This window comes from Paenibacillus sp. FSL H7-0331 (assembly GCF_001956045.1).
Genome location: NZ_MRTH01000002.1, coordinates 231,173 through 247,186, shown reverse-complemented (window position 1 = coordinate 247,186; position 16,014 = coordinate 231,173). Strand labels below are relative to the sequence as shown.

Annotated in this window: 16 protein-coding genes; 7 read left to right on the top strand and 9 right to left on the bottom strand. The window is 44.4% G+C overall.

The window, feature by feature from the left end; translation table 11 throughout:
- Positions 1-72 precede the first annotated feature (72 nt).
- Positions 73-963, bottom strand: coding sequence for a LysR family transcriptional regulator (locus BK127_RS03835; RefSeq protein WP_256711172.1), 891 nt, complete (start codon positions 961-963; stop codon positions 73-75).
- Positions 964-1,146: 183 nt separating this feature from the next.
- Between BK127_RS03835 and BK127_RS03830 the strand changes: the two genes are divergently transcribed.
- The 4 genes from BK127_RS03830 (at position 1,147) to BK127_RS03815 (ending at position 2,867) form a co-directional block, all read left to right on the top strand.
- On the top strand, positions 1,147-1,482 hold the full coding sequence (locus BK127_RS03830; protein WP_076228673.1) for a hypothetical protein: 336 nt from the start codon (positions 1,147-1,149) through the stop codon (positions 1,480-1,482).
- Positions 1,469-1,936: a type II toxin-antitoxin system VapC family toxin gene (locus tag BK127_RS03825; protein WP_076228672.1), complete on the top strand. Its 468-nt coding sequence runs from the start codon at positions 1,469-1,471 to the stop codon at positions 1,934-1,936. The genes BK127_RS03830 and BK127_RS03825 overlap by 14 nt, the downstream gene beginning before the upstream one ends.
- A gap of 173 nt (positions 1,937-2,109) precedes the next feature.
- Positions 2,110-2,571, top strand: a complete 462-nt coding sequence (locus BK127_RS03820; RefSeq protein WP_076228671.1) for a hypothetical protein — start codon at positions 2,110-2,112, stop codon at positions 2,569-2,571.
- Complete coding sequence (locus BK127_RS03815; RefSeq protein WP_076228670.1) at positions 2,568-2,867, top strand: DUF2653 family protein; 300 nt, start codon at positions 2,568-2,570, stop codon at positions 2,865-2,867. Before BK127_RS03820 ends, BK127_RS03815 begins: the two co-directional genes overlap by 4 nt.
- A gap of 79 nt (positions 2,868-2,946) precedes the next feature.
- Here BK127_RS03815 and BK127_RS03810 read toward each other — a convergent pair whose 3' ends face one another.
- From BK127_RS03810 to BK127_RS03785, 5 genes are all read right to left on the bottom strand, one after another.
- A complete protein-coding gene (locus BK127_RS03810; RefSeq protein ID WP_076228669.1) occupies positions 2,947-3,510 on the bottom strand; it encodes an NAD(P)/FAD-dependent oxidoreductase in 564 nt (187 codons plus the stop codon).
- Positions 3,511-3,624: 114 nt separating this feature from the next.
- Positions 3,625-5,259 (bottom strand): ABC transporter substrate-binding protein, encoded by a 1,635-nt coding sequence (locus BK127_RS03805; protein ID WP_076228668.1) that lies wholly within the window; start codon positions 5,257-5,259, stop codon positions 3,625-3,627.
- 22 nt (positions 5,260-5,281) lie between these two features.
- Positions 5,282-6,184, bottom strand: a complete 903-nt coding sequence (locus tag BK127_RS03800) for a carbohydrate ABC transporter permease (RefSeq protein ID WP_076228667.1) — start codon at positions 6,182-6,184, stop codon at positions 5,282-5,284.
- Positions 6,185-6,199: 15 nt separating this feature from the next.
- Positions 6,200-7,084 (bottom strand): ABC transporter permease, encoded by an 885-nt coding sequence (locus tag BK127_RS03795; RefSeq protein WP_076228666.1) that lies wholly within the window; start codon positions 7,082-7,084, stop codon positions 6,200-6,202.
- Positions 7,085-7,898: 814 nt separating this feature from the next.
- Positions 7,899-10,133 (bottom strand): helix-turn-helix domain-containing protein, encoded by a 2,235-nt coding sequence (locus BK127_RS03785; RefSeq protein WP_076228664.1) that lies wholly within the window; start codon positions 10,131-10,133, stop codon positions 7,899-7,901.
- 172 nt (positions 10,134-10,305) lie between these two features.
- Between BK127_RS03785 and BK127_RS03780 the strand changes: the two genes are divergently transcribed.
- Together BK127_RS03780 and BK127_RS03775 are read left to right on the top strand one after the other, a co-directional pair.
- On the top strand, positions 10,306-11,211 hold the full coding sequence (locus BK127_RS03780; protein WP_076228663.1) for a DMT family transporter: 906 nt from the start codon (positions 10,306-10,308) through the stop codon (positions 11,209-11,211).
- Between the two features lie 102 nt (positions 11,212-11,313).
- A complete protein-coding gene (locus BK127_RS03775) occupies positions 11,314-11,802 on the top strand; it encodes a hypothetical protein (protein WP_083689032.1) in 489 nt (162 codons plus the stop codon).
- A gap of 185 nt (positions 11,803-11,987) precedes the next feature.
- On the opposite strand, the gene BK127_RS03770 is transcribed toward BK127_RS03775, so the two are convergent.
- From BK127_RS03770 to BK127_RS03760, 3 genes are all read right to left on the bottom strand, one after another.
- The gene (locus BK127_RS03770) at positions 11,988-13,178 is read right to left on the bottom strand and encodes an MFS transporter (RefSeq protein WP_076228662.1); all 1,191 of its coding nucleotides are present in this window, start codon (positions 13,176-13,178) and stop codon (positions 11,988-11,990) included.
- A 20-nt stretch (positions 13,179-13,198) separates the two neighbouring features.
- Positions 13,199-14,365 carry an iron-containing alcohol dehydrogenase gene (locus tag BK127_RS03765; protein WP_076228661.1) on the bottom strand — a complete coding sequence of 389 codons (1,167 nt, stop codon included), beginning with the start codon at positions 14,363-14,365 and terminating at the stop codon, positions 13,199-13,201.
- A 149-nt stretch (positions 14,366-14,514) separates the two neighbouring features.
- Positions 14,515-15,330, bottom strand: a complete 816-nt coding sequence (locus tag BK127_RS03760) for a metal-dependent hydrolase (protein WP_256711161.1) — start codon at positions 15,328-15,330, stop codon at positions 14,515-14,517.
- A 185-nt stretch (positions 15,331-15,515) separates the two neighbouring features.
- On the opposite strand from BK127_RS03760, the gene BK127_RS03755 reads away from it, so the two are divergent.
- Entirely contained in the window at positions 15,516-15,770 is a 255-nt protein-coding gene (locus BK127_RS03755; RefSeq protein ID WP_076228660.1) for a spore coat protein CotJB, read from the top strand.
- The last annotated feature ends 244 nt before the right edge of the window (positions 15,771-16,014 follow it).

Genomic DNA, 16,014 nt, shown 5'->3' with positions numbered 1-16,014 from the left:
TCATTTAATTTTCTGATTCATAACCAAACAATTCTTATAGAACGAATTTGGAACAATAAAAAACGCTCTTCTCTAAAGAGCGCTCTGTGTCGCATGAAAGTATCGTTCCACATCCTTGCAAAAAGCGATTTCTGCTGGGGTCAGCTTGGCCTGCTTACGCACTACAAAACCATTTGTCCTCTTTAGATTCAAGGAAACTACCGTCCTGACCTCAAGCTCACCGTTTTTCTTATCGCCCGCAACTGTCGTATAGGGAAGAAAAGCTAAGCCCAACTGAGATTTCACAGCTCTCTTGATCATTTCAAAATTACTCATTTGTAGAAAACGCACCTTAACCTGATGCTTCTCCATTTGCTCGGCAATGTATTGCTGCAAGTATGGGCTTTGCGGGAGCAGTATCGTTTGATTTTGCAAATCCCTGCAGTAAATAACCTTTCTAAGGGCCCACGGATGACCTGCTGGAAGAATGAGCAAAAAATCATCCTCAAAAAGCACCGAGATGTCGTATTGACTATGTATATATTCATCCTTTGCATAGATCGGCATGAACGCAATGTTCGTTCTTCCCTCACGAAGACAACGTACCAAATCCTCATAGCAATGTGTATAGACTTCAAGTAATTGCTTTGGAAAAGCAACATGAAAATGCTTCAAAATGTCCGTAAAAAAATACCCGGCAATATAATTGCTTACATAAACAGACAGAATCGATTCCTGTTGGGAAACATTTTTGATCTTGATCGATGCTTCATCAACCAGCTCGGTCATGAGCTTCGCATAATTAAGTAAAATCTCGCCCTGCTTGGTCAGCTGTACAGTTTTACCTGATCGGTGGAACAATGTCGTTTTGAACATTTCCTCCAACTGCTGGATATGGTTGCTGATCGTTGGCTGGGAGCAATACAGACGTTTGGCTGTTTCCGTAAAAGAACTGCAATCAGCGAGAACAATGAAAGTTTCGATTTTTTCTAATATTTTCAGATTTATACACCTCGATGTGGTAAAAAAACTGCAAAACTACTTCTTACTGATAAAGATTATCATTATCACATAATAGAGTCAATACATATCCAGATCATTATCCGATATACCCCAAAAAAGAAAAGTTCATTCGAAGCTTATACAGAATAAGGAGGTGCTTACTTGATGGATAATGCCAAACAAAAGCTGCATAGCCGTCTGGAACAATGGAAAACAGCCGCCACTCAACTCATATCCGGCTCCGAGGACAAACAAGAAGCCACCATTCTCGATCTTGATCCTGTTCTGTTGGACAAGTGTCATGATGAGGCAGAGCAGCAGCAAACAACGGTAAGTGCCGTTATTAATCATATTTTGCAGCAGCATTGGGCGCAGGCACAATCTGTTCCCCTACAGATCATATCCATTCAGCAGCTGGAGCGTAATCCCCTGCTCTATCTGGATCAATTAACAAGCCGCGAATTTAATCGTTATGGAGGTGAGGCGTATGTCGAGGAGTGAAGAAATAGATTACCGGCAGGCTGTTTTTTTGGATCAGACCGCACTAACTTCCCTCATGGATGAACAACAAACCCACTATAGTCGGGCAAGAGCGCTTTTTCTTGACCTTGATGACTTGGAACGTCCTCTCATTACAACCAATTATGTGATATTTGATACCCATCAGTGGCTGCGAAATCGCTGCAGCTTTGATCATGCACAATTTTTTATCGATATTGTCGATCAATGTGTAGCCAAAGGTGTCCTCAAAGTGATACCCGGTAGCCCTGAACTTGAGCAAGAATCCAAGCAGCTCATTGGAAGCTGTCCCGAGCTTCGCCTGTCCTTAAGTGAGGCATTAACGGCTGTTGTTATGCTGTCTTATCAGGTAAAACGTATTTTCACATTTAATCCGAACCATGCTTTTCTCCCGAAGCTGGATACCGATATCAAAGTGATGCCGAGCGGAGTGTAGATGGTGTGCAGCAGCAAATTAACTTATAAATGAACCGGAGTTCCGCTAATCGGAACTGCGGTTTTTTACTATTTCTTCTATTATATGTGTAATCTAGTTAGTCATGAATAATCAGGGAAAGGATGCGGAAATATAGGTTTAGTTACAAACAGTTCATTCGAAGGAGGATTGGAATGAAGAAATGTTTAGGCTGTCTGACCCTTTTTTTATGTTTCCATATGTCAACCGTTTCAGCCAGTGAAATCAAAAGTCCTTCCATTCAGATTCAGGAGTCTGATCAACAGCAAATCCAACCCTTATCAAGGGGTAGAGGCAGTTATCGTTCACCCTCTGGATCATTTTCAGGAGGTAATAGAGCTACCCCAGGAAATGGGTATACGACTGGACCAAGGTCCCCTTCCTCCAATGTAACGCGCAATCCAAGAAATCAACCGGGTCAACAAGCGAATCCAACAAGTCGCTGGGGTGGTTTCTTAGGCGGTCTTGCAACTGGAGCAATCATTGGACATTTATTGAATCCTTTCGGTTTTGGTGGTGGAGGAGGCGGTTTTTCGCTCATTGGAATTCTTTTTTGGGGCGTTATTATCTACTTCGGCTATAGATGGTTTAAAAAAATCAGGGAGAAAAACAGATGAAAATTATTTTCAATGAACAGGATCTCATCGATTCTACCTGTGTATTTGGCGCCAGTACCTACAATGAGGTTATCGAGGATATTCAAGTCGAATTACATCACGAGGAAGGAAAAGGAATTACAGCAACACTGCATGCAACCAAAAGTCAAAAGTCCTATCAGCTTTCAGAGCAGGATATTATAGATGCCGCGGCCATTTACTTGGAAACGTATCATCATTTTGACCCTAATCAACTAGTGATTCAGTTATATTATGAGGAGGAAACCGGATTCTCAGCAGAGATCGAAAACCATTAAAAAAGAATGCTGGCGAAAACATTCGGCAGCATCCTTAAATATTGCTATTATTATTTGAAACCTACGTAATACAAGTTTATCAGGATTTAATCATATCGTGATCAACATAACGCTCACCGTTGATTTCACTAATGACATTAATCGCTACCTTCGCGCCATCACCAGCAGTAATGATGGTATGCACACTCACGCCTGCTGCTGTTCCCGCTGCCCAGATACCTTCAACTGAAGTTTTGCCTTCTGGTGTAGTTGCATATATCGTTTTGATGCGAGGTTCAGTTGCCGGTTTTGTTTCGATCCCGATTTGCTGCGCAAGGTCGGTAAGTACACCCGTTGCCAGAATGAGATGCTTGCCCTCATAGTGCGCGCCTTCGGTCTCGACTTGAAAGCCGTCTGATGCTTTGGCGATTTTAATGGCTTTACCAGTAATAAATTCGGCTCCGAACTTGGCAGCCTGCTTTTTCCCTAATTCAATCAGGTCCGGTCCAGCTATTTCCAAAACACCATAGTGATTTTCAACCCAGGCACGTTTGGTAATACTTTGATCATTGTCAATAACCAATGTTTTCTTCCCTGCTTTAGCCGCGAATAACGCCGCACTCGACCCTGCCGGACCTGCTCCAATTACAATAATATCGTACATACTGAACTTCTCCCTTCAATTGTTATTCCTATTATTTCCACAGTTGCCTCTATAGCTTGTCGGTAATTTCTATGCTACACAAAGCTTCATTTAAAGTCAAAACTCGTTTGATCTTTATTTCTTATAAACGCTGTCATAGGCTTTTTGGTAAATTTTCATATATTGCGGCAGATTCAGACCATCAAGCCCTTTCACATAGGCATCCCAGTCATTATTGAGATTTTTGCGGCCAATAATAAACTCGACCATCGACGTTTTGACATAGGCATTGATCGTTGTCCTCAGCTGATTCGCTGCATCGGCATCCTGAGGGTCCATGAAGATGCTTATCGGATACATCTCTTTCGGTTGGTACTTCTCATACTTTTGCGTTGCCAAATACAGCCGATATTCATAACCGCCATTTCCGAGTGGATCCTGAGGCACGGCAAACGATTCCCGATAATCACGCGTCCGCAGCGACGAACCCATCTGGCTCCAGTGCTCATTTTGCTGTTGAATCGAATCAAATTCCGGTGCCGTTATATATTTGGCCGGACGTCCGCGAACATCCTTCTCCTCTGGCTTGGCTTTGGACCACCATTTTCCTTCCGGTCCAAATATCGATAACAAAGCAGCTTCTTCCGTATACATATAATCGGCGAGCTTCATGGCTGCTATCGCTTTTTCCTTCGACGCTTTGTTTGTAATGGCAAACGTCCCGTTACCAACCCCTGCAAAATACCCGCTCAGCTGCACACCATCCGGCCCTTTGAGTGGCGGAACCGCATCATAATCCTTATGCCGTGTTTTACCGGGAGCCGTATCGACGACCATCCCGATATGCCCCGCCGTATATGAGCCAAGGATCGCCGTATCGGGATTATTGCCCAGCTGCTTCAAGCCATCCTGATTTTGTGTAAATGAGGCTTGATCGATCAGACCCTCCTTGTATAGACGGTTCATATATTCCAGGCCTTTTTTCCATTCTGGCTTATTGGGTGCAAAATCCACCTTGCCATCCTTCATTGTGAAATAATCTGCTGAATTGTTATAAATAAATGCCGACATCAGAAATCCGTCAATATTGCCATGCCATGTAGCCGGATCACCTGCGCCGCTAAGCGGAATTTCGTCTGCTTTGCCATTGCCGTTAGGGTCCTTCTCTTTGAAAGCCTTCAATACTTGATAATATTCCTCAGTCGTGGTTGGCATGCTTAAACCGAGCTTTTCCAGCCACTTGGTATTGATCCACATCTTTTGTGCATACCAGCAATGATAACATTCGTTAATCTGCGGAATCGAGTATATTTTACCGTCCGGCGCCGTAATCCCCTTTTGTAAATAAGGGATGTCCTTGAACGCTTTTTTTACGTTGGGCGCATATTGATCGATCAGGTCGTTCAGAGGAATAAACACACCCTGCTGCCCATACTTCAGCTGCTCAGCCTGCGTTAAATTTCCATCCAAAAACAGCTCCGGATAATCACCGCTTGCCAGCAGCAGCTGTTTTTTGTCATTCAGACCGGCATTGGGAACAACCTCCCATTTGAACTTGATATTCAGTTTGTTCTCAACATATTTGCTGAATGTATTCGTCTCCAAATTTTCCACATCTGCCCGCTGTCCACTGAACACAGACAAAGTTATCGGGGCATTGCCATCCTTAGGCACCGCTTCCTTATCCCCTTCTGGATTGCCGCTGCAAGCCGTAACCAGCAGCATCAAGCTTAGAGCCCATGCACAGCCTGCCATGATTGTTTTGTTCATAACAACGCTCCCTCATATCAATTTATCCCTTAAGGGACCCGATCATAATACCTTTGACAAAATGCTTTTGAATAAAAGGATACAAAATCAGCACAGGCAAGCTGGATATAACGATCAGGGAAAACTTTAGCAAATCCTTTAGACCTTCTCTAACAGCCATTTGATTGGCATCGATCATCATCGAAGAAGCGTCAATGTTGTTAAGAATCAAAATATTGCGCAATATGATTTGCAGCGGAAACAGATTGGAGGATTTGAGGAAAATTAGCGCGTCAAAATAAGCATTCCAATGGCCCACTGCATACATCAGCACCAATACAGCGATAATCGGCTTCGATAAGGGAAGCACAACCTTCAACAAAAATTGTAGATCACTGCACCCGTCAAGCTCTGCAGCCTCATACAATTCCTCCGGTATCGTCGTTTGAAAAAAAGTTCTGGCAATAATCACCTGCCACACCGCCATTGCCTGCGGCAGCAGCATCGCCCATGGCGTATTGAGAATCCCTACACTTTTCACCGTCATATAGTAGGGAATCAGCCCACCGTTAAACAGCATCGTAATGACCAGCAGCACCATGATCACATTCCGGCCCTTAAAATCCTTTCTTGCTAATGGATACGCGAGCATTACCGTTAAAATAATGTTAATACAGACGCCGGCGATCGTATACAAGGCGGAATTGCGGTAGCCGATCATAATTTGTGGATTTTTGAACGCAGCCTCATAGCCTGCCAGACTAAAATCAACCGGAAACAGCCACACTCTTCCCGAGACTACCGCCTGCGGAGAACTGAAGGAGGAGCTTACAATGTATACAAGCGGGTACAGTACACTTACAAGCACAGCCCCCAGGAATACATAAATACAAACCAGAAAAAGCTTATCCACATGGGATTCACGAATTGCATTCGATTTGGACATGGTCTCAGGCCTCCTCTACCATAGACTGGTTTCGGAACTTTTTCGGGCGATGAAGTTCACAAACAGCAGCAGAATCAGGTTAATTACTGAATTGAACAAGCCAATTGCTGCAGAGAAGCTAAAGTTGGCGCCGATCAAGCCGATTTTGTAAACATAAGTAGATATCACTTCGGACGTACCGGTATTCAGCGGATTTTGCAGCAGAAATACTTTTTCAAATCCGACATTCATTAATTGACCCACGTTTAAAATTAGTAAAATGACCGCTGCGGGCATTATTCCAGGAATATCGATGTTGAATATTTTTTGCAGGCGCGATGCCCCGTCCACCTTAGCCGCCTCATACAATTGCGGATTGATCCCTGCCAGTGCAGCCATGTAAATGATTGCACCATAGCCGGTATGCTGCCAAACATCTGACCACACATAAATGTGCCTGAACAACTCCGGCAGCCCGAGAATATTCACGGACTCCATATCAAACGCTTTCAAAACACTTCCAGCAAAACCGACTCGTGGAGATAAAAAGATAATAATCATGGAAACCATTACCACTGTAGAAATAAAATAAGGCGCATAGGTGACCATTTGAACCGTTTTTTTGAACAGACCCTGCCGCAGCTCATTCAGTGCCAGTGCCAATATAATCGGAGCCGGAAACCCCACTAGCAAGGCATAGAGATTTAAAAACAATGTATTTTGGATCAGAACCGGAAAATTCGGTGATTGAAAAAACTGCTCGAAGTGCTTCAACCCCACCCACGGGCTCCCCAACATTCCCTTGACTACGTTGTAATCCTTGAAAGCAATTTGGGCGCCAAACATTGGGATGTACTTGAAGATGATCAGGTACAGCAGCGGAAGAATGACGATTAGATACAGTTGCCAGTGTCTTTTAATGGAAAGCTCCCCCTCCCAAACCCTCCCCTAAGGGAGGGCCCCAAAGGGCTTGGCCCTCTGGACTCCCTTGGTGGTATGCGATACTGTGTGCGGATTAGCCCGCTCCGTCCCTTACAGGACGCGCTTTACTTTTGGTGTGATGCTGGTGGCGAGACTGTGTGCGGATTAGCCCGCTCCGTCCCTTACAGGACGCGCTTTACTTTTAGTGTGATGCTGGTGGTGAGGCTGTGTGCGGTTTGGCCCGCTCCGTCCCTTACAGGACGCGCTTTACTTTTGTGTGATGCTGGTGGCGAGACTGTGCGTTTTCGGGGACGCATGGTCCCTCTGGGACTCGCTGTATTGTTGTTGGTTCTACAGCGTTGGCACGGCATTTTACTTTTGTGTGATGCTAGTGATGAGACTGTGTGTTTTCGGGGACGCATGGTCCCTTTGGGACTCGCTGGTGGGGTTGGCCTCCTTTGCTTGATTTTAAATTTTACAAAAGTTGGGATCGTAATGCTTATTCTCAATTTAGAGGTCCGTTGGTTATAGATCAACAATCCATTTTCCTGTGGGCAAACTGTTTTCTTTTGCAAGGACAACGGCTGCTGCAAGCGATTTTCGCAGACCATACTTAATTCGTATCACTTGATTTATGCGTAGCTGGAGATATGCATTATGTAGTCTTCTTAATAATGAACGACGGTTATTTACGTCAGGTTTTATATCATGAGACAACAAGTAGCTGTGGACGAGGTTCTTGTTAACGAATGGTTTGCTGTATTGAGAAGCGCGGAAGTAAAAGCTGTTCCTGCAAGAAATAATTTGAAAAAGATCATTTATAAGCACTTTTCACCTTGCGATAATCTCCGGGTGATACACCCGAATGTTTTTTAAACACTCGGCGAAATGAGATCGAGTTGGCATACCCTACCTTTTCGGAAATATCCTGAATAGGCCAGTCGGTCTCACACAGCCATTGCTGCGCTTGTCGCATACGAATTTGGGTCAGAAAATCGATAAATTTTTCCCCGAACTCTTCTTTAAATACATAGCTGATATATTTGCCATTCATGCGAAACTGCTGTCCTAGATGGTCAAGCGACAGCTCCGGGTTCATAAAGTTCTGCTCAATATATTGTTTAAGCTCCCTAAGTAAATCATGAAGCTGAGCACGGTTATGGAATGCCTCCACACGCTGAAACCAACTATTCAGAACTTCGGTAAACAGCTCTTGGATTTCCTCCAACGTTTCGAACTGAACCATTGCCTGTTCTAGTCTCTCCAGCTCTCCTTCCTCCAACCAGTTGCCGGTCTTCGGCATTTTGCTCAGTTCCTTTTTTAAAGAGCAGATCAAATCATTCAACACGATCAGAATAAATTCCCTGGAAAGCATATCTTTTTTCATTTCGAAAAAAATGGTTTCCAGACACTGCTGCCATTTTTCTTGATATATACCGAAGCTTTCAATCATTTTAAGCAAAAGCTGAACATATTTGAGTCGATCCTCCTGGGAGTGAAGCTCCAAATCCTTTTGTAGAATAATTCGATTATGACCAAGCACGGCCTTATATTGCAACGATCTCAACGCTGCTTTGTAGGAATGCGCAATATCAACGGGCTGCTCTGCTATCGTACCCAATGCCATCGTGACCGTGTATTTGAGGTTAGCTTTTAACCAAGTCTGAACTTGCTCACAGGCAGCAAAAATCAGATCGTTCGTAGCTTCCTCCTCATTCGGCCTGCTTACAATGGCACTGAGCTGGTGATCTGACGTCCATTCAATCCAAACCGGTATCCTATGGCTATCCATCACCTCCTTGAAAGCGCTTGCCATTACGAATTTAATCAAATATTGATCGTGTTCGCTATAAGCCTGAATAAAATCAGTGCTCCGATCAATCTCTGCGACAATAACGAGCTGTTGCTCAAACGTATCGCTCATCTGGAGTCTGCGCATTTGAGTGCTCCATTCAGGCAGCTGAATTTTCGGTGCGCCTCTCAGCAATTCGTGGAAAAACAATTTTTTACGCACTCGCAGCTCATCCTCATACTGCTGGGCTATCCGATTGGATTGCTCCATCAAACTTCCCAAAGCGGTGCCAATCACCTTAAATTCATCTATCTTATCTCCACCTATAATCGGTTTCATCGGATGCGAATAGGCATGAATACGGGAGAGCAGCTCGTCGATCGGCTTATAGTTTTTACGTGTGACATATAAAATCGAAATCATGCCGAGTGTAAAAGCTATGATTCCCAGAACGATCCAGAATCCCGAAACTGTAGAGGCCACACTGATCAGCGTCCCCGCCATCAAGCCGCTGCGTATGACCCAGCCAGTGTATGTAGAGGCTTCGGCCGAGATCATCTGGTTGTCCTCTATTTGTGAATCCAGACTGTGACCGTCATCGAACAGCAGCTCCCCATTCCGGTCGAACAAACTTACAAACCGAAATGAGTTATGATACAGCTCCAATACCTTTTTCTGAAGCTGGGCCGTACTCACATTGACGACAAGCACACCCTTTTCTACATTAGATGGGGAATGGCGAACCAGACTGACAACAGATTTGGTATCCATCCTTACAAACTCTCGAAATTTACGCAAATTTGACCATTGATTCGGATAGGCATCCCGTTTCATTTGATCAACAAAAGCAGCGTCCGTAAAGCTTTCTCTGCCATTCAGAATATTGCCGTTATACACAAACTGGTCATGGTAACGCACCAGATAGATCGAATCAATCAACGGATTCATCTGCTTCAAATTTTTGATCTTGTCGGCAATTTTGTAGTTCAACAGCACGTCGCCAGAATCCGTTTCTTCAAAAAACTGCTTGAACAGCTCATTATTCAACAGTTCATTAATAACCAAATAATCAATGGATTGCAATGTAGCGTCAATATAGTACAATACCTGCCGGGTAAATACCTGGTTAGCCATAGACAGGTCCTTCTTATTTTGCTCTGCCAGTGTCTGGAAAAATACGAAAAATAAAAAGCAGACAACAATCATAAACATCGGAATATACGACCATAACATCCGCTGGTACCACACTTTTTTCATTCGCAACCCCACCTTTGGGTACATTTGGTAATTCAATTATAAGACGAATGAATCGAACATTTAATGGTCAATAAGAACCTATTGTTGCACAATACAAATAACTTGCAATTCCTCACGGTTTGCATTTACACTAATGTCACTTATACGCGGCAAGAAAAGGAGTTCCACAATCATGAACTGGCGATCACCCTATATGTTATTAATTTTGGCGACCTGTCTGTGGGGCGGGAATTTTGTTGTTGGAAAAGTACTTGTGGCGGATATCCCACCCATTCTATTAGCCACATTGCGCTGGTGTATTGCGTTAATCGTAATAACACCCATATATGCCAAGGAAGCCTGGAAGCATCGCGCCCTATTTCTGGAAAAATGGAAAATGCTCACGTTCCTATCGCTAACCGGAGTTGCAGGCTTTAATACGCTTGTATATATTGCTGTGCAATATACGAGCTCAATCAACGCGGCGGTTATGAATGCGGCTACACCTATTTTGATTATTATGGTTTCGTGGGTGATGTTGAAAGAGCCAATCAGCTTGAAAACCATACCGGGCATAGGTCTATCCATGTTGGGTGTGCTGTGGATGATCACCCGCGGCAGCTGGGATGTACTTGTCAGTCTTTCCTTTAATAAAGGTGATCTATGGATGCTTGCGGCGATTTTATGCTGGGCGTTATACTCCGTCGGAATGCGGCGATCTGCCAAACAGGTTCCGGCTCAAGCGTTATTTGTATATACAATTATCATTTCTGTCGCACTGCTAATTCCTCTTTCTGTTGTTGAGGTCTTGCTCGTTAAGCCTGTACTGCATATTTCACTTGGTATCGGCTCAGGTATCGTCTATATTGGGGTATTCGCTTCCTTAGTCGCATTCTCGGCGTGGAATCAATCGATTGCGCTCATCGGACCAGCCCGCTGTGCCGGATTCCTCAATCTCATTCCCTTATTCAGTACCATCTTTGCTACAGCCTTTACCGGAGAAAGTATTCACATCTACCATTTTGTAGGAGCTGCACTGATCCTCACAGGCATTTATACTGCTAATCGTAGGCAGAAGCTCAAGCAGTCCGCTCCGTGATCGCTCTCTACTTCTAAGGCTTATCTAGACTTTTATCAAATTCATAATTATACTAAATTTAAACCAAATGGTGCATTTATCCACGTCAAGGGGTTGAACGAAATGATGATATCTAGTGCTTGGGAAAGCTTGATTTATGCGGAGTCAGAGCAGGAGCAGGCTGATTATCAGCAAATGGTGCACAACGGAGGCTATTCCGCTTTTCATCAATTATTGGAGGGGATCAAGCACAAGCTGAAGTTTATGCAGGATGCGGAGATTGAACAGGTTATAGGCTGGCTTGATAAAGGGCAGCGTTTATTTCCCGAGCCCGGCGTATTCAGTCCTTCCTGGCTTCACATCTGGGATGAGTTGAGACAGATCGTAACCATTAAATCCGATATTATGGCCAGGATTCCACTAACCGACCGAGCAGGTGAATGGCAAATTCTGATCGATAATCCGCTCTCTATTCAGGAAATTGTTTGCCATCCCGCCTTAAGCTTTGATGAGGCTGCCTATTTGTACAGCTATTTCCGACCAGGACTAGAGAAAAATGAGTACATCCGGCTGCAAAAAATTATTTCCCTGATCACCGATGTTGGCGATTGAAAGCGCTAACTATATGATATATTTGCTTAATCTGTTGATTCTTGGAGTGAACTGGAACTAAAATGTCGAAGCTCGTACTGTTTTATCGAGTTGTGCGCTTACCCGGGAAATAATCAATAATTGCACAAAAATAACCCCCGATTTCCTGAAATGGAATCGGGGGTTGTGTGTATTTCATAGCTTACTTAACCAAGCTCATGTTCAGCCTGCGATTTCTTCCAGATCCAAGTCAAAGCCGCAGCTACAAAGCCAAGGATGCCTGCAAAATAAAATCCACTATTCAGACCACCAAATTCATTGAGCCATCCAGCCATAAAGGGCCCGGCAAACATTCCGGTTGCGTAAACAGCTTGATAAAATCCCATCGCTGTTGCACGCTTCCCCGGCTGGATATGCTGAATAACGAGCCCCAGCAATAAAGGGAAATGAAGACCCTGAAAAAAACCGTTAAATATTTGTGTAATGAGCAGCATAGAAAAATTGTTAACCAAAGGCATCACCACAGTGCATAAAGCACTGCATACAAATGCAACCGCTACTACCTGCCAAGACCCAAATCTGGGTGCGAGTACTCTCCCCGATAAGAAGGAGGTCATCGCGTGTGGTATCATAAAAGCAAATACGAGCAAGGTTAAATCAAACTTATTGGCTCCAAGAGCAATGGCAAGCGAAGGTGTAAAGCCAAACATCGTAATAAATAGAACACTATGTGCCAATATCGACAGCATAGAAACCTTTAATAAAAGGGGCTCCTTCATCACCTGAAGCAAGCCGCTCAGCCGAATCGGCTGCAGCGCAATACTTTGCTTCGGTTCACGAATGGCTACGCTCACCAGCAAGCCGACTATACCGATAAAGCTGCCTGCCCAGAAGGTAGCGCTCCATCCCCATTCCTCAACCAAATAACCGCTGATACTCATCCCCAGCAGCTGCCCAGCTGCCGTCAACAAGCTGATTAGCCCCATAGCTCTCGTCATATGCTCTTGCCTGAAATAACTTGCATATAGTACGGTAAACGCCGCCCAGGTGGAAGCACCGATCCCGGACATGATCCTTCCGGCAAGTGCCCAGCCCATATGCTCACCCCAAGCAAAACAAAGGCAGCTTAGCGAGGTCGCCAGCATCCCGAGCATCATAAAAGGCTTTCGCGCCTTCAACCGGTCAGAAGCAATCCCGAGTGGCAAGCGAAGCACAATTTGCACAAGACCATAGCTTCCCAATACCAATCCGGCAAAACTGTAGGATGCGCCCAAGTGCTCTAAATAAGGTGACAGAATCGGGACGTACGTGTACAGTGATGCCCAGAAGGATACCGTAACCACAATAAAAATAATATGCTGCGCCCTGGAAGGCGTCGTGCTGTTCAAAGTGCTCATGCTGGTTCTCCTAGTAGCAATTACAAACTCAATTCCAAAATTTCATGAACTGCATCCGCGTCCAGGCTTTTGAACGAACCAACCGAACCGAAACGAACGGTTTCTTTGGACATCCGGTCAAGCTCTTTTCCGTTAATTTTCAAGTCGCCAAGAGTTGCAGGTGCACCAATTCTTGTGAAGTAATCGCGTGTCGCTTGAATACCTGCGAGTGCAATTTCCTCATCGGTCTTGCCTGCCGGATCAACCTGCCACACACGTACGGCAAATTGAACGAAACGATCAAGACGTGCGTTAAATACATATTTCATCCAGTTAGGGAATACGATTGACAAGCCCTCTGCATGCGCAATATCATAAATAGCACTGATTTCATGCTCGATCATGTGTGTCGACCAATCGTTTTGCATACCGACACTGATCATACCACCGTTCAGTGCATAGGTTCCGCAGAGCATCAGGTTCGCCCGTGCCTCATAGTTGTCAGGCTGTTTCAGTGCAATTTCTCCATTCTCGATAACGGTTTGCAGAATGGACTCACACAACCGCTCCTGAAGTGGCGTATTGGTTGTTGGAGAAAAATATTGCTCGAAGACATGAGACATCGTGTCGACAATCCCATTGACCGTTTGGTTGGCAGGCACTGAATACGTCAAGGTCGGGTCCAGGATGCTGAATTTCGGATAAGCATGAATACTTCCGAAAGATTTTTTAAGATTTTCTTCCCAGTTAGTAATAACGGAATTACCGTTCATTTCCGAGCCTGTTGCTGAAAGAGTTAAAATGGTTCCGAGTGGCAAAGCTGATGTGATTTGAGCTTTGTGCATCAGAAAATCCCATACATCCCCTTCATAAGGAACACCCACAGCAACCGCTTTGGCTGCATCAAGAACACTTCCGCCGCCTACGGCTAATATAAAGTCAAGTGAATGCTCGCGGCACAGCGCAATGCCTTTGCGGACTGTTGATACACGAGGATTTGGCTCTACCCCGGATAGTTCATGCACGACGGCTCCGATTTGCTGCAACTGCTGCTGAACCTGATCATATAACCCATTGGCTTTGATACTACCGCCGCCATATACCAATAGTACTCTTTTTCCATATTCGGCCAACTGCTCGCCAAGCTTGTTTACAGTACCAGCTCCAAATATAATACGAGTTGGATTCTGAAATTGAAAGGAATTCATTAGTACGCCTCCGCTTCTATGTATGCATCCTGTGCATCCGTATATTCTTTATTGGTTCCAAATCATTATATCCTTAAGATCTTCATTTTAAAATAACTGACCGTAGCTTTATCAACTTACCTGAGGGTAACTATAGCAATTAACATTTCCTACATGCCACCGAATTGAAACCATAACGCGTCCCAGATCGCTCTTACCTGGCTGCCCAAGGGAGTTACAAAGGCATTCCATAGCAGGACCAGCGTGAGCGTGATACACACATTTTCCACCAGAAAGCCGCTGAACTTGCCTGTACTCATCATCGGAATCCTGAGCTTCCACTTGAATGGAGGAATCGGCTGTATACCATGCTTCGTTAACATATCACAGAGCAAATGCAGCGTATAAGAAACTGCACCTGCTATCCACAATGGAATGGCCAACTGAACAGAGGCTGCATAGAGCAAACCGCCCCAGATTAAAATTCCATAAATCGAGTGTGTCAAGCCGCGGTGCGGAAGCACAGAGCAAACCATAAGCAGCGCTCCGACTGAAGCCAGCCACGGACCGCCATCAGCGCCCAGATACAGCAGCAAACCACCAAGAGCAGCCATCAGCAATTGACGAAACAAGCGATGGTTGGCCAAACAAATCGCGATTAACAAGATCCCGATCCCATAACTGTATGGAAGAAAAAAGGATTGCAGGTAAGCATATACGGTCCACCCTACCCCGATAGCTGCGAGCAGCCACTTCAATTTCAAGATCAAGGAATTGGGAACCGTCTTTTGCAACAATAGGCTGTTGGGTTCATCAATATCAGGAAGCAGTGAACTGATCAATGCAACGGCAAAGCCCGGCAGTGTAACCCCCTGCCCAATTAGCTGCATAACGGACATAGTTACTCCTGTGCTTACAATCAGATGGGTACGTCCCGTCATAACATTCGTACGCTTCCTTTCAATAACATGATGTGCATAATGCATGTAGCTCTTGCTATTATAACACGTTTCCACCTTTTATGCGAACACATGTTCATATAATTCCATGCGACAATAGTTGAGCTAATAAATCAAATTGGTGTTAATAATTCTCAGGCTGTTTTAAATGGTTGCATAAGGTTTATATATTTCTTAGAAGAACATTACAATATAAAAGAGGAGCTAATCCTATGAAAACGTCATCTAAAGCAAACAGCAGCGAATTATTAGAGCAATTGGAAGCAGTCGATTTTGCCTTAGTCGACATGATTTTATATTTGGACTCACATCCCCAGGATGCAAATGCATTAACCCAGCATGATGAATTGTGTGAACAACGCAAAGAAATACGCAACCAATTGGCAATTGCGAATGGTGCTGTTTATAAATATGAACCCACCCGTAAATTGGAATGGCCGTGGGGCCAATCTCCCTGGACATGGTAATTATCGTCCAAACCATAGAAATACGGTCACTAATTAACATAGCTAAATAGCGACATCCCTCTCCCATAATAGACATCATTAAGCAACCATTACCACAAGCTTCACGTTAGCTTTATTCATTGTTTGGTTTATGTCGTTAACTTCTACCCTATTTGCATTGTATAAGTATACCCTGAGCTCATTGGCTACGTCGCCATTGCTCAGGGTATTCATGCTGCTATTCACCAAAGCTCCATAACCATAA

What these genes read in the sequence shown, in the direction of transcription:
- BK127_RS03830 (WP_076228673.1), top strand. Translation starts at nt 1,147, where the DNA reads ATGGATAATGCCAAACAAAAGCTGCATAGCCGTCTGGAACAATGGAAA.
- BK127_RS03825 (WP_076228672.1), top strand. Translation starts at nt 1,469, where the DNA reads ATGTCGAGGAGTGAAGAAATAGATTACCGGCAGGCTGTTTTTTTGGAT.
- BK127_RS03820 (WP_076228671.1), top strand. Translation starts at nt 2,110, where the DNA reads ATGAAGAAATGTTTAGGCTGTCTGACCCTTTTTTTATGTTTCCATATG.
- BK127_RS03815 (WP_076228670.1), top strand. Translation starts at nt 2,568, where the DNA reads ATGAAAATTATTTTCAATGAACAGGATCTCATCGATTCTACCTGTGTA.
- BK127_RS03810 (WP_076228669.1), bottom strand. Translation starts at nt 3,510, where the DNA reads ATGTACGATATTATTGTAATTGGAGCAGGTCCGGCAGGGTCGAGTGCG.
- BK127_RS03805 (WP_076228668.1), bottom strand. Translation starts at nt 5,259, where the DNA reads ATGAACAAAACAATCATGGCAGGCTGTGCATGGGCTCTAAGCTTGATG.
- BK127_RS03800 (WP_076228667.1), bottom strand. Translation starts at nt 6,184, where the DNA reads ATGTCCAAATCGAATGCAATTCGTGAATCCCATGTGGATAAGCTTTTT.
- BK127_RS03785 (WP_076228664.1), bottom strand. Translation starts at nt 10,133, where the DNA reads ATGAAAAAAGTGTGGTACCAGCGGATGTTATGGTCGTATATTCCGATG.
- BK127_RS03780 (WP_076228663.1), top strand. Translation starts at nt 10,306, where the DNA reads ATGAACTGGCGATCACCCTATATGTTATTAATTTTGGCGACCTGTCTG.
- BK127_RS03775 (WP_083689032.1), top strand. Translation starts at nt 11,314, where the DNA reads ATGATGATATCTAGTGCTTGGGAAAGCTTGATTTATGCGGAGTCAGAG.
- BK127_RS03770 (WP_076228662.1), bottom strand. Translation starts at nt 13,178, where the DNA reads ATGAGCACTTTGAACAGCACGACGCCTTCCAGGGCGCAGCATATTATT.
- BK127_RS03765 (WP_076228661.1), bottom strand. Translation starts at nt 14,365, where the DNA reads ATGAATTCCTTTCAATTTCAGAATCCAACTCGTATTATATTTGGAGCT.
- BK127_RS03760 (WP_256711161.1), bottom strand. Translation starts at nt 15,330, where the DNA reads ATGCATTATGCACATCATGTTATTGAAAGGAAGCGTACGAATGTTATG.
- BK127_RS03755 (WP_076228660.1), top strand. Translation starts at nt 15,516, where the DNA reads ATGAAAACGTCATCTAAAGCAAACAGCAGCGAATTATTAGAGCAATTG.